This window comes from Rheinheimera sp. SA_1, from assembly GCF_001669775.1.
Taxonomy (GTDB): Bacteria; Pseudomonadota; Gammaproteobacteria; order Enterobacterales; family Alteromonadaceae; genus Pararheinheimera.
Window position 1 is genome coordinate 882,491 of the sequence record NZ_LXWK01000011.1, and the last position, 23,736, is coordinate 906,226.

The 23,736-nt window shown below is 48.0% G+C and carries 12 protein-coding genes and 1 tRNA gene; 6 read left to right on the forward strand and 7 right to left on the reverse strand.

The features are described from left to right. Window positions 1-49 precede the first annotated feature (49 nt). Complete coding sequence (gene tsaD / locus A5320_RS04875) at window positions 50-1,063, reverse strand: tRNA (adenosine(37)-N6)-threonylcarbamoyltransferase complex transferase subunit TsaD (RefSeq protein WP_068061677.1); 1,014 nt, start codon at window positions 1,061-1,063, stop codon at window positions 50-52. Window positions 1,064-1,247: 184 nt separating this feature from the next. Here tsaD and rpsU point away from each other — a divergent pair, with 184 nt between their 5' ends. From rpsU to A5320_RS04900, 5 genes are all read left to right on the forward strand, one after another. Next, the gene (rpsU, locus tag A5320_RS04880; RefSeq protein ID WP_031567241.1) at window positions 1,248-1,463 is read left to right on the forward strand and encodes a 30S ribosomal protein S21; all 216 of its coding nucleotides are present in this window, start codon (window positions 1,248-1,250) and stop codon (window positions 1,461-1,463) included. A gap of 15 nt (window positions 1,464-1,478) precedes the next feature. Beyond that, the gene (locus A5320_RS04885; RefSeq protein ID WP_068061680.1) at window positions 1,479-1,922 is read left to right on the forward strand and encodes a GatB/YqeY domain-containing protein; all 444 of its coding nucleotides are present in this window, start codon (window positions 1,479-1,481) and stop codon (window positions 1,920-1,922) included. Between the two features lie 99 nt (window positions 1,923-2,021). Further along, the gene (gene dnaG / locus A5320_RS04890) at window positions 2,022-3,746 is read left to right on the forward strand and encodes a DNA primase (RefSeq protein ID WP_068061683.1); all 1,725 of its coding nucleotides are present in this window, start codon (window positions 2,022-2,024) and stop codon (window positions 3,744-3,746) included. 102 nt (window positions 3,747-3,848) lie between these two features. Next, entirely contained in the window at window positions 3,849-5,699 is a 1,851-nt protein-coding gene (rpoD, locus tag A5320_RS04895) for an RNA polymerase sigma factor RpoD (protein ID WP_068061686.1), read from the forward strand. 290 nt (window positions 5,700-5,989) lie between these two features. Further along, a tRNA-Ile gene (locus A5320_RS04900) sits at window positions 5,990-6,066 on the forward strand. Window positions 6,067-6,376: 310 nt separating this feature from the next. On the opposite strand, the gene A5320_RS04905 is transcribed toward A5320_RS04900, so the two are convergent. From A5320_RS04905 to A5320_RS04920, 4 genes are all read right to left on the reverse strand, one after another. Further along, window positions 6,377-7,345, reverse strand: a complete 969-nt coding sequence (locus A5320_RS04905; protein ID WP_068061689.1) for a toll/interleukin-1 receptor domain-containing protein — start codon at window positions 7,343-7,345, stop codon at window positions 6,377-6,379. Between the two features lie 16 nt (window positions 7,346-7,361). Further along, complete coding sequence (locus A5320_RS04910) at window positions 7,362-12,725, reverse strand: CHAT domain-containing protein (RefSeq protein WP_068061692.1); 5,364 nt, start codon at window positions 12,723-12,725, stop codon at window positions 7,362-7,364. Between the two features lie 100 nt (window positions 12,726-12,825). Then, complete coding sequence (locus A5320_RS04915) at window positions 12,826-15,519, reverse strand: COR domain-containing protein (RefSeq protein ID WP_197489976.1); 2,694 nt, start codon at window positions 15,517-15,519, stop codon at window positions 12,826-12,828. 1,172 nt (window positions 15,520-16,691) lie between these two features. Beyond that, complete coding sequence (locus A5320_RS04920) at window positions 16,692-20,429, reverse strand: TIR domain-containing protein (RefSeq protein ID WP_068061698.1); 3,738 nt, start codon at window positions 20,427-20,429, stop codon at window positions 16,692-16,694. Window positions 20,430-20,786: 357 nt separating this feature from the next. Between A5320_RS04920 and A5320_RS04925 the strand changes: the two genes are divergently transcribed. After that, complete coding sequence (locus tag A5320_RS04925; RefSeq protein WP_068061701.1) at window positions 20,787-21,539, forward strand: hypothetical protein; 753 nt, start codon at window positions 20,787-20,789, stop codon at window positions 21,537-21,539. On the opposite strand, the gene A5320_RS04930 is transcribed toward A5320_RS04925, so the two are convergent. Further along, complete coding sequence (locus tag A5320_RS04930) at window positions 21,536-22,687, reverse strand: hypothetical protein (protein ID WP_068061703.1); 1,152 nt, start codon at window positions 22,685-22,687, stop codon at window positions 21,536-21,538. The two genes, A5320_RS04925 and A5320_RS04930, sit on opposite strands and share 4 nt — an antisense overlap. A gap of 119 nt (window positions 22,688-22,806) precedes the next feature. Further along, window positions 22,807-23,673, reverse strand: coding sequence for an endonuclease/exonuclease/phosphatase family protein (locus A5320_RS04935; protein ID WP_068061707.1), 867 nt, complete (start codon window positions 23,671-23,673; stop codon window positions 22,807-22,809). Window positions 23,674-23,736 lie beyond the last annotated feature (63 nt).

The window sequence follows — 23,736 nt, forward strand, 5'->3', positions numbered from 1 at the left end:
ATAAAAAATCCCGCATAACGCGGGATTTTTATTTTGCAGGTAAAGCATCTTAAAGCGCAGGTAATTCCGTCATCGGCCAGCGTGGCGTCACGCCAATACTCAAATCTTGCTGCTGGCCCGCATTAAGACGCTGATATCCGGCAAATGCGATCATGGCGCCATTATCAGTGCAGAACTCTTTGCGCGGATAAAACACTTCACCTTTCATTTTACTGAGCAGCAGCTGCAGCTGTTCGCGCAATGAGGTATTGGCACTGACGCCGCCGGCCACAACCAATCGTTTTAGCCCGGTTTCATTGAGCGCACGCTGACACTTAAACACCAATGTATCCACAACAGCTTGTTGAAAAGACGCGGCAATATCAGCCTGCACTTGCGGGCTATTGCCTTCGGCAGCGATCACATTTGAAGCCGCAGTTTTCAAGCCGCTGAAGCTAAAATCAAGGCCGGGCCTGTCAGTCATCGGGCGTGGGAATTTGTATTTTTTAGCATCGCCTTGCGTCGCAAGTTTGGCCAGCAAAGGCCCGCCCGGATATTCCAGCCCCATCAATTTAGCTGTTTTATCAAAGGCTTCGCCTGCAGCATCATCTACAGATTCACCCAAGAGCTGATACTGGCCGATGCCATCTACCCGCACTAACTGGGTATGCCCACCCGATACTAACAAGGCAATAAAAGGAAATTGCGGTGGATTTGCTTCAAGCATCGGCGCCAATAAATGCCCTTCCATATGATGCACCGCAAGCGCCGGTTTGTCCCAGGCCATCGCCAGACTCCGGCCAATCGAAGCACCCACTAATAATGCGCCAGACAAACCAGGACCAGCAGTGTAAGCCACGCCATCAATACTGTCAGCGCTGACTCCGGCTTCCTGTAGAGCTTGTTTAATCAGAGGCAAAGTCTTGCGGATATGATCACGTGACGCCAGTTCCGGCACTACCCCACCATAGTCAGCATGTATAGCAATCTGTGAATACAACACGTGACTTAACAGACCTTTTTCGCCATCATATATGGCAATTCCGGTCTCGTCACAGGACGTTTCGATACCTAAAACCCGCATTTTTCCCCCTCACTACCCGGCGCTAAGCCGCGAATTGTAACGGGATCCAACGCACAGAGCCAGCAAAGCATATAAGTGCTTTACTTTAGGCGTGGCTTTTGAGTAAAATGCCGCACCAAATTTAAACGTATTGGTTAGCCGCTGACCAGAACGCGGTATCCAGATAAACCGAGGTGAGATTTTAATGCCTGTTGTTAAAGTTAAAGAAAACGAACCATTTGACGTAGCGTTACGTCGTTTCAAACGTTCATGCGAAAAAGCAGGCGTATTGGCTGATGTACGTGCAAAAGAATTCTTCGAGAAGCCAACTTGGGTTCGTAAACGTAAGAAAGCTGCTGCTGTTAAGCGCCACATGAAAAAGCTTTCTCGCGAAAACGCTCGTCGTATCAAGCTTTACTAAGACCGCATTCCTCAGATGGCTCTGCTCGAGCAACTTCAGGAAGCACAAAAAGACGCAATGCGTGCCAAAGACAAATTGCGTCTTAGTACCATCCGGATGGCACTGGCTGAAGTTAAACAACGTCAGATCGACCATCAGATGCAACCTGACGATGCCAATATCCTTGCAATTTTGACCAAAATGGCCAAACAACGCAAAGAATCTGCGACTCAGTATACTGCCGGCGGCAGAGCTGATTTAGCAGAAATTGAGCTATCTGAAATCGCGATCATTGAGCAGTTTTTACCGCAAGCCTTAACTCAGGCTGAGTTGGACGATATGCTGACGCAGGCGATTGCAGCAACAGCAGCCAGCTCAATGCAGGACATGGCGAAAGTCATGGCCTGGTTAAAGCCTCAGGTTCAGGGTCGCACCGATATGGGCGCGTTAAGTGCTCTGGTGAAAAACCGACTGAACTGATCGGCTGTAACCATAGTAATAGCTGTTAAACTGCACACCGTGCCTTTGCGCACGGTTTGTCTTTTTCTGAAATGAGCATTTTTAAGCAAAAGGAAAAAGGTGGCAGGACAAATCCCAAGACCCTTTATCGATGATTTGTTAGCGCGTACAGACATCGTCGAACTGATTGATTTACGGGTGCCGTTAAAAAAAGCCGGTAAAAACTATACCGCTTGTTGCCCTTTCCATAGCGAAAAATCGCCTTCTTTTACTGTGAGTGCTGACAAACAGTTCTATCACTGTTTTGGCTGTGGCGCTCATGGCAATGCCATTAGTTTTATGATGGCGTTTGAACAACTCGAATTTGTGGAAGCCATTGAAGAGCTTGCAAAAATTCACCACGTTGAAGTGCCGCGTGAAGCCGGCCATAAAGCAAAAACTTATGTGCAGGGTACGGCTGATGACTATAGTCAAATGCAAAAAGCAGCGCAGAGCTATCAGCAACAATTAAGTCAGCATTCACATGCAGCGGCCTATGTTGCCAAACGTGGCTTATCGGCTGTGACTATCGAAAAATACGGTATTGGTTATGCCCCTGATAGCTGGGACTTGCTGCTGAAACAACTCGGCGCCAACAAAGTTTCCCGCGATCAGCTGTTTGAATTAAAGCTGACCAATCGTAATGAAAATGGCCGCGAATATGATTTTTTCCGCGACCGCATTATGTTCCCTATCCGCGATAAACGCGGGCGGGTGATTGGTTTTGGCGGCAGGGTTTTGGGTGACGGTACCCCAAAATATCTGAACTCGCCGGAAACAAGATTGTTCCATAAAGGCCGGGAACTTTACGGCCTGTATGAAGCCCGACAACAACAGGACCGGCTGGAACGGCTGTTAGTGGTCGAGGGGTATATGGACGTGGTGGCGTTATCCGAACAAGGAATCGCCTTTGCCGTGGCTTGTCTCGGCACTGCAACCACTTCAGACCATATGCAAACCATGTTCAGGTTTTGTCGCAAAGTGATTTGTTGTTACGACGGTGACCGTGCTGGTCGTGATGCCGCCTGGCGGGCACTGCAAAGCGCATTGCCGCAATTAAAAGACGGCGTCGAACTTAATTTTGTATTTTTGCCTGACGGCGAAGATCCGGATTCACTGGTACAAAAAGAAGGCAAAGCAGCCTTTTTAGCCCGGCTCGATCAGGCAGTACCGTTAAGCAATTATCTGTTTGATCATCTGCTGCAAGAGCTGGATGTATCCAGCGATGCCGGGAAATCCGGTTTGTGGGTCAAAGCAAATGAGCTGATTGCGACGATCCCCAGTGAATTTTACCGTGAATTATTGCTGGAGAAGCTAGCCAATCTGGTTGGCAGAAACCGCAATCAGCAACCAAAAAGCAGTAATGCCAAAACCAGCACCACGCCGGTAACCACCAGCAAAATCACACCGATGCGTCGGGCCGTGGCTTTGTTGTTGCAATACCCGCAGCTGGCAAAAGTGATGCCGCATGCGCCGGAACTAGCGCAGGCGAATTTACCCGGCGTCGCTTTGTTGCTGGCAATTCAACAGCATTTAATAGAAAAACCACAGTTAACCACAGCCCAGCTGCTGGAATACTGGCGGGAGTTACCGGAGTACAACATTCTGAGCAAATTAGCTTTATGGGATCATCAGGTCGCAGAAGAGCAATTAACTCAGGAGTTTTTAGATACGTTTCGTTCGATCGAAGACCAATATTTACAGCAGCGCCTTGAATCATTACAACGCAAGGACCAATTAAGTAAATTATCGGTGGCCGAACGACACGAATACGCCATGCTGTTGAAGGCATTCAAGAGCAAATAACTGCAGATGAGCTCAGGTTGCTGGCTAGAAAAGCCGCGCTTTGTTATACTCGCTCATTCGCATTTTTGAAATTTAACATATTTGGGTGGAAGAACAGCCTCTATGGAGCATAATCCTCAGTCGCAATTAAAACTCCTTATCTTAAAAGGTAAAGAGCAAGGTTATTTAACTTTTGCCGAAGTAAACGATCACCTTCCACAAGATATCATCGACTCTGATCAGATCGAAGATATCATCCGCATGATTAACGACATGGGTATTCAGGTGTTTGAAACCGCACCTGACGCTGACGACTTGATTATGTCTGACGCGGCACCGGATGAAGACGCCGCCGAAGAAGCCGCACAGGCTTTGGTGAGTGTTGATAAAGAACTGGGTCGCACCACCGATCCAGTCCGGATGTATATGCGCGAAATGGGTACAGTTGAACTGTTAACCCGTGAAGGCGAAATTGACATCGCCAAGCGTATTGAAGAAGGGATCAATCAGGTTCAGACTTCGGTCGCTGAATACCCGGAAGCAATTACCTATCTGCTTGAACAATGGGACAAATTTGAAGCTGAAGAGATTCGCTTAAGCGATATCGTTTCTGCTTTTATTGACCCGAACGAAGTCGACGATATCGCGCCAACAGCAACGCATATCGGTTCAGACGTGCCGGAAGAAGAATTAGCTGATGAAGATACTAATTTAACCGGTGACGACGAAGAAGAAGATGGCGAAACGGAAGAAGCCGATACCGGCCCGGATCCGGAAGTTGCCAAAATCAAATTCGGTGAACTGCGTACCCAATACGAAGTAACCCGCAATTCAATTACCAGCAATGGCCGCGAACATGCGACTACCAAAGCTGAAATCGAAAAGCTGAGTGAAGTATTCCGCTGTTTCCGGTTAGTACCAAAGCAATTTGACCGTTTAGTCAAAAACATGCGTGAAATGATGGACCGCGTGCGCGTCCAGGAACGCATCGTGATGAAAAACTGTGTTGAATACGCGAAAATGCCAAAGAAAAACTTCTTAAAAGCATTTACCGGTAACGAAAACAGCAGCGCCTGGATCGATACCGAAATCGCCGCCAACAAGCCATATTCTCCAAAACTGGGAGAAATGCGCGACGATCTGGTGCGTTCGACCGATAAACTGCGCAAAATTGAAGAAGAAACCGGCCTGTCGATTTTCAAAATCAAAGACATTAACCGCCGGATGTCGATTGGTGAAGCTAAAGCTCGCCGCGCCAAGAAAGAGATGGTAGAAGCCAACTTACGTCTGGTAATTTCGATTGCGAAAAAATACACCAACCGCGGTCTGCAATTCCTTGATTTAATTCAGGAAGGCAACATCGGTCTGATGAAAGCCGTAGATAAATTTGAATACCGTCGTGGTTATAAGTTCTCAACTTACGCCACCTGGTGGATCCGTCAGGCTATCACCCGTTCAATCGCCGACCAGGCACGCACCATCCGTATTCCGGTGCACATGATTGAAACCATCAACAAGCTGAACCGGATTTCACGGCAGATGCTGCAGGAGATGGGGCGTGAACCGTCGCCGGAAGAATTATCTGAGCGCATGGGCATGCCGGAAGATAAGATCCGCAAAGTGCTGAAAATCGCCAAAGAGCCAATTTCGATGGAAACACCGATTGGCGATGACGAAGATTCGCATTTAGGCGATTTTATCGAAGACAGTGGTTCAGAATCGCCGCTGGATTCAGCCACCATGGAAAGCTTAAAAGCAGCCACCAATGAAGTGCTGGCAGGCCTCACCGCCCGCGAAGCCAAGGTACTGCGGATGCGGTTTGGTATCGATATGAATACCGACCACACGTTGGAAGAAGTGGGCAAACAATTTGACGTAACGCGTGAGCGGATCCGTCAAATCGAAGCCAAAGCGCTGCGCAAGTTGCGTCACCCTTCCCGCTCAGAAGTATTAAAAAGCTTCCTCGACGAGTAGTGGTTGTTTAGTTGAACGGAAGTTTTTAAAAGCGCCTGCGGGCGCTTTTTTACTTCCATCGCTGAATGATGTGTTGCAAACACCACGCGCACTTTTCAGTGACAGCTGACTTGCTGACAGCTGCAGTTTTTAGACAAATACACAGCCCTAAAGCTTCCCCTCAATAGCTAAGCGTCTAAAAAACCAGCAATTAGCGAAGGAAAGCCTGCAACAGCAAGTGACAACAGTCCGAAAAATTCTTATACTGCCTGCGTTTTATTGCATAGTGCATTCGCAACTGCATCAAACACGGCCCTATAGCTCAGTTGGTTAGAGCGCTCGACTCATAATCGATCGGTCCCTGGTTCAAGTCCAGGTGGGGCCACCATTTATCAATGCCTTGACCTCTACTTTATGATTTTTCATCTTGAAAAAACATTTTTCGGAACGGTTAAGGATCGGAATTTATAATTTCACTGTTCCACGCTGGGGCGCAGACCTTTAAATAGTTACGTTTATAGCCGTATTATATAATTTACTAAAAATCCAGAGATTTGCATTTTCTTCCCCCGCTCAGCGACAATGTTACTTACCCCCAAACACCAACTACCAATCTTTTATTAATTTTCCGCTATATGAGCGCGTAAAATTTCCTGTGTGAGTAGCTGTATATCGGTTAAGTCCTAACTTTCTATCTTTTAAAAATACTGCCGGATAAAATCGCTAATTTTAGGTGCATCTGTTCCTAGCTGAGCCTGAATCACTCGTTTTACAGATTCGGGAGTTGTCCCCCCCAGCATTACAGCCAGCACTAATAAACCTGGGGTTTGCTGCGCTTTGTCCCATTCAACTCGAGCCCATTGTGAATCAAAATAATCTGGTGTCACAAAGGCGATAAATATTCTCGCCTGCCGAATACCATCACTGAGCATATCTAACAGCAAATTGGCATTGTACCAACGGTTTTGCGGCATCACCTTAGTGTCCCACCAACACAGCGCTTCCGGCTCCAACAAATTAGCTACAGCCTCAACTAAAGGAGCCGCAGAGCGGTGGCAATGGCTGAAGAATACAGTTTTTTTCTGTACCATTTTGTCTTGTAGCATGAACAGCTGATTTGCACCGTAGACTGATAACTGTCGGATAGCCTGAAAGTGTAACATCAGGTGACCATAAGGCCCTTGCTGAGGCACTTTGCTAGCCCGACACCCCGCGCAATTCGGGTCTATCTTTGTTTTTTCACCGACAAAAGTCAGAATTTTAAACAGCGAAAATGCATTATGGATAGGCATAGCAGGCCCTGGCACACCGCCCCGCCAGAACTTAAATCCGCGTGAGATATCGATTTGGGAGGGAAGCGCTGCCGGGCAACAGCAGGCGGGAGCTCCATCAGCTAACACGATATCAGAGGACGGAAGCCTTTGATGAGTAATTTCAATTCGTCCCAGTATCGAAGGCGGCAGGATCCGGCGATTTGCGCCTTTGCCAAATTCAGGTGCGATGAACAACCACAGACCATCGGCATACCTGAGTTTTTGCAGGACCGGCTGATCCGAACCATATTGATCACTTAATGACACCGGCCCAGACGCCTTAGATGACTGCTGCCAATAATCTTTAAAGCGCAACACACTTTCCCAACTAACGCGCGCCAGATACTCTGCCATTGTTTGCCTCGCAAGGTTATTCGCTCAACTGTTTTAGTAGAAGTTGTAAGCGGATCGCTGCCTGCTGTTCATCAGCTAACTCAGTTTTTGCATGATAATGTGGCAATACAAAGGTGGCCGTATCATAGACCGACTGCCAATACATAGTGTTATTAACAACCAGCTGTAGAGCTGTCAACTGACGAATAATATCCGTAATCTGCTCACTGAGATTATTTGACACCAATGCTTGGCAGATACGTAATTCGATTTGCCCTATGTGATTCCAGAAATCGGGTGAGTGAGAGGCAGCCTCTTGCAATATGAACTCTAATTGTTGCCAATCAGCTGAATTGGGCAACTCGCTTTCTTTCAGCTTACCCAGCCAAAATAAGCGTAAGCGGGCCAAATATTCATTCCACAGAGGGTAATAGGGATTATTACATGGCAATTCAGCACCACGACGGTAGGCTTTAATCATCTTGCTAAGATAGATTGCCTCGTTTTTCGCATCGGCATCAGGATTAGCCTTCATCACTAAGCGCTTGTAAGCAGAACCAAGCAGACACCAACGCTCAGAGGTCTCCGCAACAGTCAGAAAAGCGATTAGCTGTTTAACAACTTGCAACAATGTTATTTCATTGTCTTCGTTCAGCCTGGCATCAAGGTTTAATTGCTGCTCGTAGGCGGCAAAACCTGCACTGCCATCCGGGGCATGCACTGCCTGTGTGTACCAGTGAAAAGCCTGATCTTTTTCACCAAGTTTCAACCAGACCTGACCAATAGCTTCTGCAATTCGTCCCTGATGCAGCCATTCTTGCGGTTGTTGCCTTAACAACCGGTTTAATTCTGTTCTTAATTCATCCTTACGGGACAACTCTGCCGCCATCGCGCCGGTTTTAAGCATTTCTAACGCCACTAGCAATTCAGTAGCACTAGCCATCACTTGCTCAGCAAGCGGCTGAGTCGTTTTCGTATTTGCACTTAACCGCCAACCCGGTTCACCATAACACTGATACGCTGACCAGGTATTTCCCGTTCTGTCAGCGGCAAATGCCGCCTGCCGCCCCAACTGCACTGCTGTACCAAAGGGCATACCACCAGTTAATGCATCGTAAAATGCAGTGGCGAACTGTAAAGCGGCATGGTCTCCGACTGCCCATCCTGCAGCCACCACACAACGCACGCCATTTCTGAGCAACTGCTCAGCAATGTTGGCGGCAAAATCAGGAAAAGATGACGGCTGATCACCATCAATTTTCCCGAGCTCACAGCAGTTCACAAAAACCAGCTCAGGCACGGTTTCCATACTTTCAAACTCCGCTGGTCCGAAGACAATGCCATTTTCCAGCACTAAACCCGCTTTGCCGGTAGAGGTTGGTCCTGCAGGCTGATAGACACCATGGCCGGCCAGGTGGATAATTTGCCACTCGCCGGCCAGCGTCGCTTTAAACACCTCGGTACTACTGCTGTGCAACAGCAACTTCACTGAAGATTTAAATAACGCTGCCACTTGTCTGGCTTCAGCAACAGCTCCCGGCAGTGGCGCTGCATTACTAATCGGTTCACCAATCACCAGAACAGCACTACTCACGGCGGCCTCAGGCTGGCGCCGAAACGAAGCAGTCCGAAATTTGCGTAACAACGCGCCCTCTCCGGCCAGTGCCCAGGTTTTTTCAGCGGCCTGCCATTGCTGCTCATCACGATCATCCAGCATTTCCCACGGGTAGCAGGCGGTTTTTTCATCCAGCTCCAGCACCACATCACCAGCTGTTCGCAGTGCCGCTTTCAGCTCGTGCGGGAAAATCAGCTGAAATAAAGTTCGTGCTAATTCACGGTCAAATGACCCAATCGCTTGCGCATTTTTCAGTAGTTCCTTGATTTGACCTTTCTGTAACTTTTTAAAATAAATTTCCGAACGGGCTCGTCGGGTAAATAGGGCAAACTCTAGCGTTAAATATTCACTATCGATCGACCGTTCTGTAATCCGAATCAAGTCATATTTTGCCCCGCGATAATGGCCATCGACTGGTTTGGATACAGCGCCCTGTCCTTCTGCCAAGTGTGACGAAAGCTCGATCGTCATCGACCTGCTCAGCGTTTGGCAAGAATGCAACTTATGCCAGGCTTCCAGCGCTCGATTATGGAACTGTTCCACGATGACTAATTTGGCTATCCAGCTGGCAGCCCGCGTACAAGAACCCGTTAACTGAGTCAGTTTCTGATTCGCGTTCAACACCCCCTGCACCAGCGCTTCGACTGACTGGCTGACGGTCAGAATACCGCCACTACCAAGGGTGGTCGCAGCCAGCACGATGCCCTGTGCCGGGCCATCCACCTGCAGGCAGTAACCAACAACACCAGCGTAAACGGATTGCTGGATCTCAGCGGGCGTCAGATCGCCTTCATCGCCCAGTCCGACGACAATAGCAGCGCGAGGTTTAGGAAATGCAAGCGGATCATTGCTGTTGACTTGTCGGTTATGAAATACCTGGAACTGACCTGGCAGTGCTGGATAGACACCACTTCTAAGCGATCGCATCAAATCACCGCCCAGCAGCTGGTTCACCACATATTCTGAACCGGTCAGTTCAAGTGATATCTGATGCCCGAGCAAAAGTGGGTGACCAATAAATCGCAGATCGCCATTGTGAACTTCCAGCTGCAATGGCGGTAACTCGGAACCCGCTCGGGGCAGAGTAAATACAGAGCGAGACAGCGCCAAAGCCAGACTATCGGTGTTGGCCATCAGGTGTAATGCAGAATCAGTCAAACCTGGCAGTCGCGCTTGACGCCACACGACCTGCTCAGGTTGAAATTCTCCCCGTTGTTGTCGGGAGAACGGCGTCAAGCCCCTGCCTTGACTCACGGGTTGTTTCGCGAGTATGTTCAGACAGGCAGTTATAACCTCTTTATCTTTTGCTAAATCACCATGCTCTGCTTTACTCAGCCAGCACGGAATATCTTCGATTATGGCATTGTCCCAGGTTACCCGACCATCTCCGGCTTTAGTAAACTCGAACTCAACCCCGCGTTGCGGATCATGTGTCACCCCACAAGGCGTTTCGTCGCTGCTCCCCAGAATAATACTGATTTTATCTTTGAATTTTTGTAGTTCCGGATACTGAGCATCCAACCTAACACGTAACTGCAGAATGTCATCGAGCATACGCTGAGTGGGTGTTGCCCAGATATGCGCTTTCGAAACACGACTGAACCAGGGGTTACGCAGTTCAGCCAATTGTTTGTCCAAATCAGCCAGCCGTTGCCAATTGCTTAATGCTGACAGCGGATAATGGCGATCCAGCATACCGGCCTGCATCTCCAGTAAGCCCTGAAAGCCACAGATTTGCTGTCGGGTATGCAAAGTATCGAAGTCGCCAGCTAGTCCGCTTAACAACTTGGCCATGACATCATCACCCGTTAGCATCATCAAAGGTGTCCAAGACCCCTGATTTGGCGGCCCCAGCAACACAACCCGGGTATCAGTTCGCTGCAACCATTGCTGCCAGATCGCATTGTGTTCCAGCTGTAATACCCGAAACACCTGTGACCCCATCGAATGCGCCACCAAATGAATTGGCTGTGAGCTGCGATAGCTTAGTTGTTGTTGCAAGACTGCAGCCAGTCTCGCAGCACTGTCTTTTAATGATAAGCGCCAGTCAAATGCAAAAGACAACACTTCAAAGTGTTCAGCTAGCTGCTCAACTAAATTCTGATAATAAGTTTCGATTAAACCATCCGGTTCAATATCAGGCGTATCTATCTTGATACTGTCCAGCAACCCAAAAGCCCGATGAATAGCCAGCCATTCACGTTGCGTCCCCCGCCTGAGGTGACTGCCGGTGATGCCAGGCAATACCAGAACCAAAGGTTTATCTTTGCTCCCTATCGTATTCGGCGGCAGGATATTTGGGTAATATCCGCGGCTGCCCGACACATCCAAGCCTTTTTGGGACATTGGCCCAATCTGCGCAAACCCCAGCGGATTTGCTTTTGTCAGCGCCTCCAGCATGGAGTTGGCCGTGCTGAGATTGGCAAAATAGTTAAAGTGATTGGTTTTGCTGCCACGCTCTAACAAAAACCGCGCGTCGCTGCGTTGCACGCCGCCATACATGGCGCTGGTTTGCACCACCAAATCATTGTCGGTGCGATAAAAACTATCGGCTAACAACACTTTTATCCAGGAGAACAGCGAATCTGCGGCAATATCACCTGCAATCACCCGCAACTGACTCTCGATAGCAGGCTCTACTGGGCTGTTTAACCATTTGATTACAGGACTGTCATAGCGCATTGCTTCAATGCCAGCCAATGCTTTTGGATCGGTGCGCTCGCGGGCGACCGCTTTAACAAAATCCAGCAGTTCAGACGCTACCGGTATCTTGCTTTGCTCCAACAACCAAATCAGAACACTTAAATAACTGTCGAGCCGATCTGACGCCAACAAAGTGCCATGTGCCGGACAAGCTGCTCGTACCACCCGCTCAACCCTAATATTTTTGGCGTGGACTACTGCAACGAGCTGCTGCACATCGACGAGGTGCTGTTGATACGCCGGTTCTTTGAACAACACCAAATCCGTCTTCGTCAGGGGCTGACAGGCGCGAACCAGACATTCAGCAACCAGTCCACCACGTGAATGGGTGACTAAATGCAAGACGGTGTTATTCGGTAACGCCTCAACCAGCGTCAATGCATTTTGCAGCGGACTTCGCAGCACGGTCGCGTGATCCAGTGCATAGACCTGTTCCTTGTAAGTTTTAAACAGCTCATCAGCCAGTTGCACGCGGCCATTCCACCAATACCCAAAACTGGAAGCTGTATCAACAAATGTTCCATGGATCAGCACCAATACCGGATCAGGTACCGCATCCACCCTCACCGGCTGCTGCAACTTCAAAGATGGGATCGCCTGTTTGGTTAGTCGATACACCCCCTCTTTGACCTGCCCATCCAGCAGTTGTCCTACTTTCAGTGCTGTCAGCTCAGCTAACTCTTTTTTAGTCGGTAATCCGAACAGTTCCAGCGACTTAAAAAACACGTCTCCCAACAAACTGCGTTGCGACTGACCGGTCTCGACGCGCCATTGCGCCTGTGCTGGTATTTGCACAACATCCGATTGCTCCAACGCACTTTGCTGCTGACTCAGGAGTAAAGCTCTGGCGTTATCAGGATGTAACCACAACTTCAGCTCCTGCCCCACAGGGTTCGCCAGCGTCAGCCGCACAAGTTGCTCGCCTGGGATTGCAGTCAGCGTCTGCAGCTGTTTACCGGTTGTTTTGCGTTGTGTGGATGATGTGTCAAGCTGCAGGCTTTGTAGACAAAGATAATCACCATCACTTAGTTCAGCGGGTTGTTGACTGCTGCCGAACGCGGCAAATTGAATAGGCATGACCATTCCACACTCCTTGTAAACAGGTTTTGATACACCACAGGTTGACTTGACTACATATGTGGTGCCTGCGCAAAGCCCGTCGTGTCAACGGGCAACAATATGTTTAGTGTTGTTTAAGCGAGTCTGCAACTTTTCTCGTAACTAACTGCAGGGTAGCTTCTACTTGTAACTTGGCTTGACGTTCGCTGACTAAATCGCTGATCCATGCCAAAGCGTTGGCACAGCTATTTTCAATTGCACGTAAATGTTCTAATTCATCGACAGAGCTTTTCCCAGCCGCTTCAGCACCGACTTCGGTAATTAACTCATCTAGTTCAGCTCGCTTTTGTTGCCAATGTCTGACAATTTTTAACCGGTCGACTGGTTTATCAATTTGAACGTCAGCTAAAACGACGGGAATAACCTTGTCGCAAAACGCAAGCTGTTGGCGTTGGACGGATTCGTAAAGTAACGCCAGCTCTTTCATGCAATGCAACGAGTCAAACAGATACTTCTGACTGAGCACCAACAGCACAAAATGACCGCGGGCAATCTCCCGTTCAAAAGCGGCAATACTGTCGCCGGGCCGCATCTTCTGCTGATCCCGGTATACATTACCTTCGCCATAGGTATCAGACAAACTACGATAAAGAGTGTTACTGGCGAGTTGCCTGCTGTCGCGTTCATCACCCCAAGCATACGAAAAATAAATCGCCGGCGTTGCAGGTGGTGGTGCGGCGGGGCCTAACTGGGCGAATGGCTCTGCAGGCTTTCGATCCTGCTGTTCATCCCGCTGATTTGTTGGCTGGCCTGTTAGCCAATGTACGACAGGAAGCTGGCCCAGATGGCTTGCCTCCGTGATCGAATCCACTAAATGTTCGGCCAGGTCAACAGCGTTCTGGCCCGCTAACCTTAAGGTAATTTCGCCTGGTTGGCTGTAGTTTTGTTGATGCTCAGCCGTTTGTGGCAATAATGCACAGTCAAACCAGACTTTGCACTGATGCCTTTGCTGATAAAAGCAGCAGCCATAGCGCCAGTAATAAGCGTGCTGTTTGGCAATCGCACCAATTTTGCTCAGCAAATATCGCATGGTCGCGTCATGCAAAAAGGTATAACTCAGCTTTATTTCAATATCGGCAGTGCTGTGGTGCCAGATTTGCGCCGCCCGCGCTTCATCAAACTCCGGTAAATTATCCGGCGCTATGTAGGTGCTATCACTCACCTCAAAACAAGCGCCGCACTGCTGCATCATCTCTAAATACAGCGGTAAATCTGCAATGTTTAACTGTTGTTGCCGAACCCAGCGTTGTAAGGTGTTTTTACTGAACTTGCCGTTATTATCTTTCAACTCAGGCAACACCTGCTCCCGCTCCAGTAATAAATACACGCCTTGCAACGCCCATTGTTGGTCCAAAATCAGCTGGTTATTAAAATGACCATCGCGGAAAAACAACACGCCGCTTTGGTGCAGGTAATTGGCTAGCGTGGCAGACGCTGCCACCTGATGCTGTTCACATAAGGAGACAAATTCTGCAAACGGCAGTTGTTTGAGTGACGGCTGTAACGTGATCCGCTGGCGAATCTCGTGTTCCACCGCCAGCCAACTGCTCGGCAGCCAGATATCATTGTTGCTGTTGAGTTGTTGTTTGAGTGCATGTTTAAATGCCGGGTAAAATTGCTCGAGGCCATCGGGGCTTTTACTGCTGATATCCAGCTGACGCAGTGCTTTAAAAGGTGGCGGGTTCGGGACCTGTGCATTGCAATGCTGATCTGGGCTGTCGCACTGGCTTTGGCAAACAAGAATATTAGCCTTGTCGCCGACCAGAGATTTCAGATAAGCCAGCCAGTAGCTCAGTGGCCGGTTGCGAATTTTTAACGCTTCGCAATCGACAAATTTAGTGTTTTCACTGTCCGGGTGCCACAACAGTAAATAAACGGCCTGTTCATCTAAAAACAGACTATGAGTTCCTAAATACACATCCTGACCACCAAAATCCCAGCAATGCAGCTGTAAGTCGGCGTCACTCGGCTCTACAGCCAGTTTATCCTGAAATAATTGCTGCCAGCTGACACTATGCAGCTGGATACCGTGCGTACTGTGCACGCTTTCATCAAAGCCTTCGCCCCGTAAACGCCGTGCTAGCTGAGTTTTACCAATGCGACCGTTACCCAGCAACATCACTTTCAGTTGTCGGGCAGGTGCAAATCCTTGGGTTTGACAGGCATGCAACCAATCTTCAAAGGCGGTCTGATTAAAATTGCGAGTGAGTTCAGGTGGAACATGTTCAATGGCGAGCCCACCGAAAGCATGAACTCGCAAGCGCGCCACACTTAACATTAGCAGCTCAGCTAATTGGATTGGCAAAGTCAGGTTTACCCCACCTAAGAGTAGCCATCTTAAGCCAGTCAGTTGTTCTATGCCCGACAGGTCAGTCAGCGCTTCGTTGCGACTGAGATTCAACCAAGTTAATGACGTTAACTTCTCAATTCCAGAAAGGCTTGTCAGCACTGCGTTATCGCTCAGATCTAACGAAGTTAATGTCGATAACTTCTCAATTTCAGAAAGGCTCGTCAGCGCTTCGTTTCCATTCAATTCCAACGAAGTTAATTTCGATAAATTCTCAATTCCAGCAAGGCTCATCAGCGCTTCGTTGCCACTCAGATCCAACGAAGTTAATGACGATAACTTTTCAATGCCAGAAAGGCTCGTCAGCGCGTTACACTGTCGAATATCCAGCCTCGTCAGGGCAGCCAGTTTTTCAAAGGCAGTGATGCTAGTCAACGCCTGGCATCCGCTAACGCGGAGTTCAGTTAACATGGTCAGCTCGTTAATGACTGATAGGCTTGTCAGCGATTTACACCAACCTACATCCAGCTTAGTTAAGGCTGCAAGCTGTTCAATACCTGAAAGGCTAGTCAGTGCGCCACACCTCTCCATCTCCAATATGGTTAGGGATTTGAGCTGTTCAATTCCCTCAATGCAGGTAAGCGAACGGCACCAATCCAAATTTAACGCAGTCAATGACCTTAGTCTCTCAATACCAGCAAGACTCGTTAGTGAGTCGCTCCCAGTTACTTCAAGCTCAGTTAATGCAGACAATTGTCCAAAGTCCGCTAAATTAGCCAAAGATTCACATCCAGTTATAGACAACGACTTTAAGGCTTGGAGTTGTTCAATACCAGCAAAGCTCAACAGTGCACTGCAATTATTTAAAGTTAAAGAGGTTAAAGCTTTTAACTGAAAAATACCGGATAGGCTAGTAAGGGTTTCGCAGTCAAACACTTTCAACGACGTCAATAAAGAAAGCTGTTCAATACCGGCAATGCTAGTAAGTTCTGCGCTCCCTTGCAGTGTTATGCAACGTAACTTCGGTAGCAGCCTGATACCAGCAAGGTTTGCCAGCGCTAGACGTCCGTCTAAATTTAACGAAACTAACGCGGTCAGCTTTTCAATACCGGCAAGGTTAACTAGCACCGCACAATCACTCACATTCAGCGAGATTAAGGCCGTAAGATGATCAATTTTTAGGACACCAGTCAGTGCCTCACATCCATGCACATCTAACATGCGCAAAGATGACAGCTTTTCAAGCTCAGATATGTGAGTTAATGTTAAACACCAACTCAGATCAAGCTCAGTTAATTCCGCAAGCCTCTCGATACCCTCCAAATTGGTTAGAGCTGTGCACCATCTCAATTTTAACGAGGCTAAGGAGGTGAGCCATTCGATACCAAACAAGCTAGTAAGCGCATTACAATTACTCAAATCCAAACTGGTCAACTGCCCCGCCAGTTGCGCCAGCTCCTCTGGTAAATAACGTAGCCGCAATTCACTTAAATCCAAATGGCAGGCCCCTGTGATTAAGGCCTCATTGATCAAGCGTTTAGCTTCTTGATAAGCGCCGGGGTGTTGAAAAGCTGTTGTTGTCATCCTTGGAACCTGTTGATTTTATTGTTAGTTGTGAATGTTTGTTGTGGCCTGCTATCGAATCAGCTTCTATCACACCGCGCTTGTATTGCTTCGCCAAGTTGTTTCCATGCTTGTGCCGGAAATTGCCACTCCTCAATTGGTAACAAGCCCGCGCTGGCACCTTGCTGAGTGGTTTGGAAATCTTCACTGCGCCCGCAAACAGGTAAAAACTGCAGATGATTTGCTTGCCAACACTCATACATACAGGCCTCCAGCAACACCGGAACCATATCTACCAAATTACTTTTGTGCCGTGCCAGCAACGCGGGCATTTCTTCGTTGTTTACATAATTGGAGGCCAACAATGACGAGCTGATTAAAACAATAGCGACATCTGCTGCTTCAAGTTTGCGTTTTATTTCCTGATCCCAACACGAGCCCGCATCGATCATACTGTCATGCCATAGCTCTATTTTGTTTTCTCTGATCAAGGGGTTTAAACATTGCTGCAACTTTTGACGGTAAGCTAGATCCTCATGTGCATAAGACACAAACACCTTTAAGCGTTTTTTCGGTGTTTGCAACATAAATGGGGCAAACAACGAGGCTTCCACCAGCGTGTCGGAAGGTTTGTCAGCATTGACATCGACTGCGCTCAACATGGTTTTCTGCTCTAACTTCGTCAGCTGTGTTGCCCAAACAAAACAGCTCCCGCCCACCGACAACCGCAAATCTGCAGGTGGTGCCTGATAGATTTTTTTATACAACTCACTTAAGGCTGCAACCCTCTCTTGCTGTTCGGCATATAGCTCTGAGTCGCTATCTTTATCAAGCTCAAAGATATCAACTTGTCCATTTTTTAGCTTAGCAGTCGGCACTTTGTGGTTTTCGTCGACCCGGCCATTTTTTCTGAAAGCCTCCAAAGATCGTTTGTATTCATCAACGGATTCTAGCTGTGTTGCGTCGTGATATAACGCCATAAGTACATAATACAAATAGCCAATATGGTGTGGTTTCTGCTGCTGATCACTGTTTTGCAAGTAGATTTTTAACTGAAGTTTTGGCGCAAACTCGAGTTTAATGAGGACCAAACTGCCAACGGAATTGCTTTGCTTATCCAGTGTAAATAAGATCTGATCCCGCCAGAATTTTTTATGGTCGGGCAATTGACCAAAATGACAAATCAGCTGGTTAATCAGCCCTAATGGCAAATACTGTTCAAACCATAAGGTAAGCGCAGGCTGCGCCGCCAATGCAAAGGTATACAGCTGATAATCGGCACTGTTTGGATTGGTCAGGGGCAAGTAATTGGGCACTATATACTCGGGTTCATTGCCATCAGCGCCGCCGAACTGATGCAAAAAAACAACTTTTTCCTGTTGTAAGATTTTTAGGATTTCTGGGTCAATACGCTGTTGTTCAAATCTCCGCTGTGGAATTTGCCCTTTCAACTCAGTGACTAGTTTTTTACCCAGCACCTTTTCATGCACATGCTTAGCAAAGGCCATTGGGTTAAGCCAAACCTGATTAGCCACGATTTGCGGGTAATACAACACTAAGCCTTGCCGGTGTAACTGGGTTAATGCAGCTTCTAACTTCGAATGTTCTGGGTCTGGATCTCCTGGAGCTTTATATTTGGGTAACAACTCAGCCGTTGGTGTAGTGACAAAAAGTTGGGTATTGTGAGAGCGTAAGACAAGCTGTAAAAACTTACCATACCAAGCTGCTTGCGCTATCTCAATTTGTTGTTGCCGTATCAGATAATCCAGCTGCGCTTTAAAATTGATAAACGCGGCATCAAATAGCGGGTTTTGCAGCCCACGTGAAACTTGCACATTACTGGTGTCAGCTTCCAGATTCGGCTCACATAAAGAAAAATGATGCTGCCAAAAAACTTGTCGCGTTACTTGATTTGCCGCTTTACTTAAATCGTCGACACGTGCTTGAGTAAATTGTGTGGGTTCATAGACGCCATCATCAACATGAGTTTGCAGTAATAACAGAGGGTTGCGTGGCGAATCGTCGGTAGTTGCACCAACTTTATTGTTTCTGTCAAAGTGTTGTAAACAACCAAGCCAGTATTGCCGATCAAAATACAAATTAGGCTGTTGATCAAGGTCGTCCGCATAGTGGTTTGAATCCGATGCTTTTTTCCAAAGCAGACAGCGAATAGAGTTTTGCCCCATAAATATCCGATAGATGCCATGATAGTAGTCTTGTCCACCGAAGTCATACAACATAGCTGCCGGTAAGTTGAGAGCTTTTAGCACACTGGCAGGCTGATGAATTGAGCCATAACGGTGTACCTGTAATATATGGGTACTGCCTGAATAATGAATATCCTTGTCTAGCAGAGTGGCTAGGGTGCTTTTACCAACAGCATGATTCCCAAGCAATAATACTTTTACCGGCAGTAAAATAGTGACTGGGGTCGTGCCTTGCTGGTAAAAGAAAGATTTTAAAGCAGGCAAGTTATTTTCGTTTGCGGCAAATTGAAAATTATAAGTGTTCTCTAATGGCGTTTTTCTTAAATATACAGTTTTGAGCTTTGTTGAGACCTCGCATAACTGCTTTAAAGGTTCTATATCGTTGATTGATGTCAGGCGTGCATCTAAATACCTCAAATTCAGCAATTGCTCGATGCCTGTGAGACTGCTAAGAAAGCGACATTTACTCACTTTCAGAGAAACTAATGCTGTCAGCGTTTCGATGCCCGCCAGGCTTTTCAAAGACTCACACTCGCTCACATTAAGCTTGGTCAATGCAGTCAATCGCCCAAAGTCCACCAGGCGGGTAAGGGTTTTATACCCACTCACATTAAGCTCGGTTAATGCAGTTAGCTGTTCAATGCCTACAAGGCTGGCCAGTGCTTCACACCAACTCACATCAAGCTTGGTTAATGCCGTCAGCTGTCCAATGCCCGCTAGATCAGTCAATGCTTCACACCTACTCACATTAAGCTCGGTTACTGCCGACAGTCTTTCAATGCCAGCCAGGCTGGTCAGGGCTTCACACACACTCACATTAAGCTTAGTTAATGCCGTCAGCTGTTCAATGCCCGCAAGGCTGGTCAATGCTGTACACCCACTCACATCAAGCATAGTTAGAACCGCCAGATGTTCAATGCCCGCCAAGCTCGTCAGTGCGTCACACATACGCACATCAAGCTTAGACAATGCCGTCAGATGGCCAATGCCCGCCAAGCTCTTCAGTGCTATACACCCACTCACATCAAGCTTGGTCAATGCTTTCAGCTGCTCAATTCCCACTAGGCTGGTTAATGATTGACACCAACTCACATCAAGCTTGGTTAATGCAGTCAGCTGTTCAATGCCGGCCAGGCTGGTCAATGCTTCACACCCACTCACATTAAGCTCGGCTAATGCCTTCAGATGTTCAATGCCTGCCAATCTGGTCAGCGCTTCACACCAACTCACCTCAAGCTCGGTTAATGCCGTCAGTTGTCCAATGCCCTCCAGGCTGGTCAGCGCTTTACAAAAACTTGCATCAAGCTTGGTTAATGCTGTCAGCTGTTCAATGCCCGCCAGGCTGGCCAGCGCTTCACAAAAACTTACATCAAGCTTGGTTAATGCCGTCAGCTGTTCAATGCCCGACAAGTTGGTCAGTAACTTGCACCCAGACAAATCTAAAGACGTAAGTTGGCTGCTAAGTAAGTACAACTCGGTTGGCAATACGCGCAATTCGAGTCCGGATAAATCCAATTCAGTCGCTTTGTGTTCTACTGCTAAGTGAATCAAATCGCAAGCTGCTGTAAATGCCTTCGATTGACTCTGATTTGATGTGGGTGCTGTGGTCATCCATGAATCCTGTTAAAGATATGACTTATTTGACGATTTACTACTATGCCTATAACTGAAATATCATCAAAGCATTTCTAGTTTTCGCTAAATTTCAATGTAATCTGAAGCTTTTACCTCGCATGTCTTCAAAAATCCTGCATCAACTCAACGCGCAAACAGCTCTCGGTTGACTCTGACATCCTTGTGTATCAACGACAATCTCCAGGTTTGGCTGATTCAAGCGAGAACATGTCGGAAAAAAACTAGTTCCTGTCGCTTTTTTACATACAGGTGTTAATGCTATTTATAAACTGTATGCACTGGGTTTGACCAGGGATTTATCGGTAAATGTACACCGAATCAAGGACAAACAAGATGCAGGAATGCAATGACCCGCAACTGGTCGCAGACATCACCATAAAAAAACCACTTGATGTTAGCAGTGTTAACATGGTGATAGTAAACATCGACAGTCCGGCACCGGTCTTGATTTTAGAATGTGGCGTTTGCCAGCAACCGATGAAAACGGCCAGAACCATTGGCAGCGACAGCCCGGCGGATCTGAGCCTGGGCATTAATCTGGAAAATGATGTCTGTGCGCCTACCGGCTATGGTTTTCTTTTATCCATTCACTACTGTGAAAAATGCGGCTTTGCCACTGCCGATTTGAATAATGCTTGCTCGGACGACATTCGGGCACTGGTGCATAGTATTCCGTATCAACTGCAATGGTCCGACGAAAGTTTACCCACACTGGCGCGGGTGTTTTTATGCAAAGCGATTTTGGATCTAGCCAGCCAGCAGTTGAGTGTTGCGGCTTACAGCGCCTTAGCGGCAGCCTGGGTTTGTGATGAACTGGCCAACGAAGCTGCCGCCATTTGGTGTCGGAAAATGGCCGCAGATTACTTCCGGCGTTATTTTAGTAATAACCCGCGCCTCGACACTGAACAACAACGCATGTTATTCCATTATGTTGATGTGTGTTACAGAGCGGGTTTGCTGCAGCGAGCCCGGCAGTTATGCCAGGTGATTGCACAGCAACATCTAAATGCTGATCAGCAACAACATCTGGCACTGCTGCAAGTTCGTCTGCAAAGTTCTGACGGGACCCCATCGGTGATGATTTAGCTTCCGGCTGCATGGGGTGATACTGAAGTGCCTGCGGATTCAGTTAGTTGCTGCGCTGCATAACTCTGTGGCTGCGCCAGTTGTTGTACTTTTAACGCTTTTTGAAAAACCTGCAATGGCGTCATAGTGCTGACCACTTCCAGCGGTTGCACTTCGGCGGCTGCCTGCGGTAAAGCGCGGAGCACCCCGGCAATTGACGACAGTTTGCGAAAGGTATCAAACCAGAATGGCCCGCCGAGGCCGACGAGCAAGCCGGAGAAAATCACCAGCGCCATCCGTTCCAGTAATTCAGGAAATTTATCTGGCCAGGGTGCGCCCATCGGAATGGCGGCATTTTGTAAAAGCTTCAGTGATTGCTGCATGCTGGCCTGTAATTCGGCGGCGGACTTTTCCGGGCTGAGCTGGGGTGGGGCTGCAGTTTTTGTCGCAGTTGGTGTCAGATCTGGTGCCGCACCAGGTGTTGCTGCAGCAAACTGTTGCACCGCGGCATCAGTTGCCTGTTGCTGTCGTTGCATGGTCAGACTGACCAGCTCGCTTTGCGCCAGCAACTGTTGCCGCACTTTGTCGTCCCGTAGCACGGTACTAAATACATCCACCACGTTTAGATTCAGCGCCAACACCAGCACAATGGATAACAACACCGACACCATCTGCGCTCTTTTGGCAAAATACTCACGGGTGCTGTTGCCATAATCGGCGAATTTTTCTGAAACATCATCAAGGAAATCGGTCAGATACTGCGGCGCCACTTGCGCACCAAGTTGCTGCGCGGTCGCAGCCAGCGCGCGCCCAGCTTCGGTGTCGGCAAACCTGGCGATAAATTCAAGCGCGGTCAGGCTTTGTACTTCACGGCCGACAATCACCCGATGCCAGTGTTTGCGAAACCAGCCGCTAAAGCCGGTCAGCTGCTTATCGAACGGCATGTACCTTAAAGTGGTGATTTTTTTGGTAAAGCCTGTGGCGGCTCGGGTTTCCAGCTGCAAGCGAGGTGCGATAACATCGGTATATAAAGCCGCTACCAGTTGGCGCATGCCACGCTGACGTAACTTGAACAGCCGATGGTAAAAACTCTCCACCAGCACCGTGACCATGGTCGATAACACCATCATCACCACACAAAATGCCATCGCGGCTTCTAACCAAATCATCTGTGGCCTGCATCGTCAATTTTACTCTGCAGAAAAATTTAGCTGCTGCTTTAACAAGCAGCAACTTTTGCAAGAAAAATTACGGTTGGCCGCCTTTAAAGATGGCGGGTTGTGTCACTTCACTTCGATGGCAACTGCAATTCAATTACAGCCACCACAGCTTCATGATCCGATGGATAAAGACCGTTATACCGTCTGTTATCCACCTGATAACTTTGCACAGGTAGATTTTTACTGACAAAAATAAAGTCGATGGTTTGGCTTGGGTTCAAAGGATCACGGCCAAAACCATTAAAGGTGCCGCTATCTTTCGACAGCTTTTCTTTGGCGACCAAAGCACTGTCGAGCATTGCTTTACTCAATGCCAGATAAGGTGCGCTGCCGGGTTTGGTATTAAAATCGCCGGTTAATACCACTTTGCTATTAGCAGGTAATTGTTCCACTTCAGTTTTCAGCAATAAGGCACTTTGCAGCTGTGCCTTCGCGCCCTGATGGTCAAAATGGGTATTGATAAAATAAAAGCTCTGGCCGGAGGCTAGGTGTTTAAACTGGGTTTTGGTAAAAGTACGGTTAAGATGCGCGTCCCAGCCGCGGGATACTTGCAGCGGGGTTTCAGATAACCATAAAGTTTTTGCTGACAGCAGCTGCAATCTGTCTTTGCGATACAACACTGCGGTACTTTCACCTTTGGTCTTACCATCGTCCCTGCCTTCGCCAAACCACTGATATTGCGGCAACATCGCCACTAAATCAGCCACCTGAAATAACTCGGCTTCCTGCAGGCCGATCAGATCCGGTTGTTGGGTTTGAATTAAATGCGCCAGCAGGAATTTACGTTCTGGCCAGTATTGCGGCGTGCCTTCAGCTTCACATAAACCACAACGAATGTTGTAGCTCATCACTTTTAGCATAGCGGCTGGCTGCGTGCTGGCTTCTGCCAGCAATGGCATCGCTAACAAAGATAGAATGACGAGGATTAGTTTCATGGTTATCGATTAAACCCAATATAGGAACGTTTGTTATTCGTGGGGTCAGAGTCAATTGTTAAC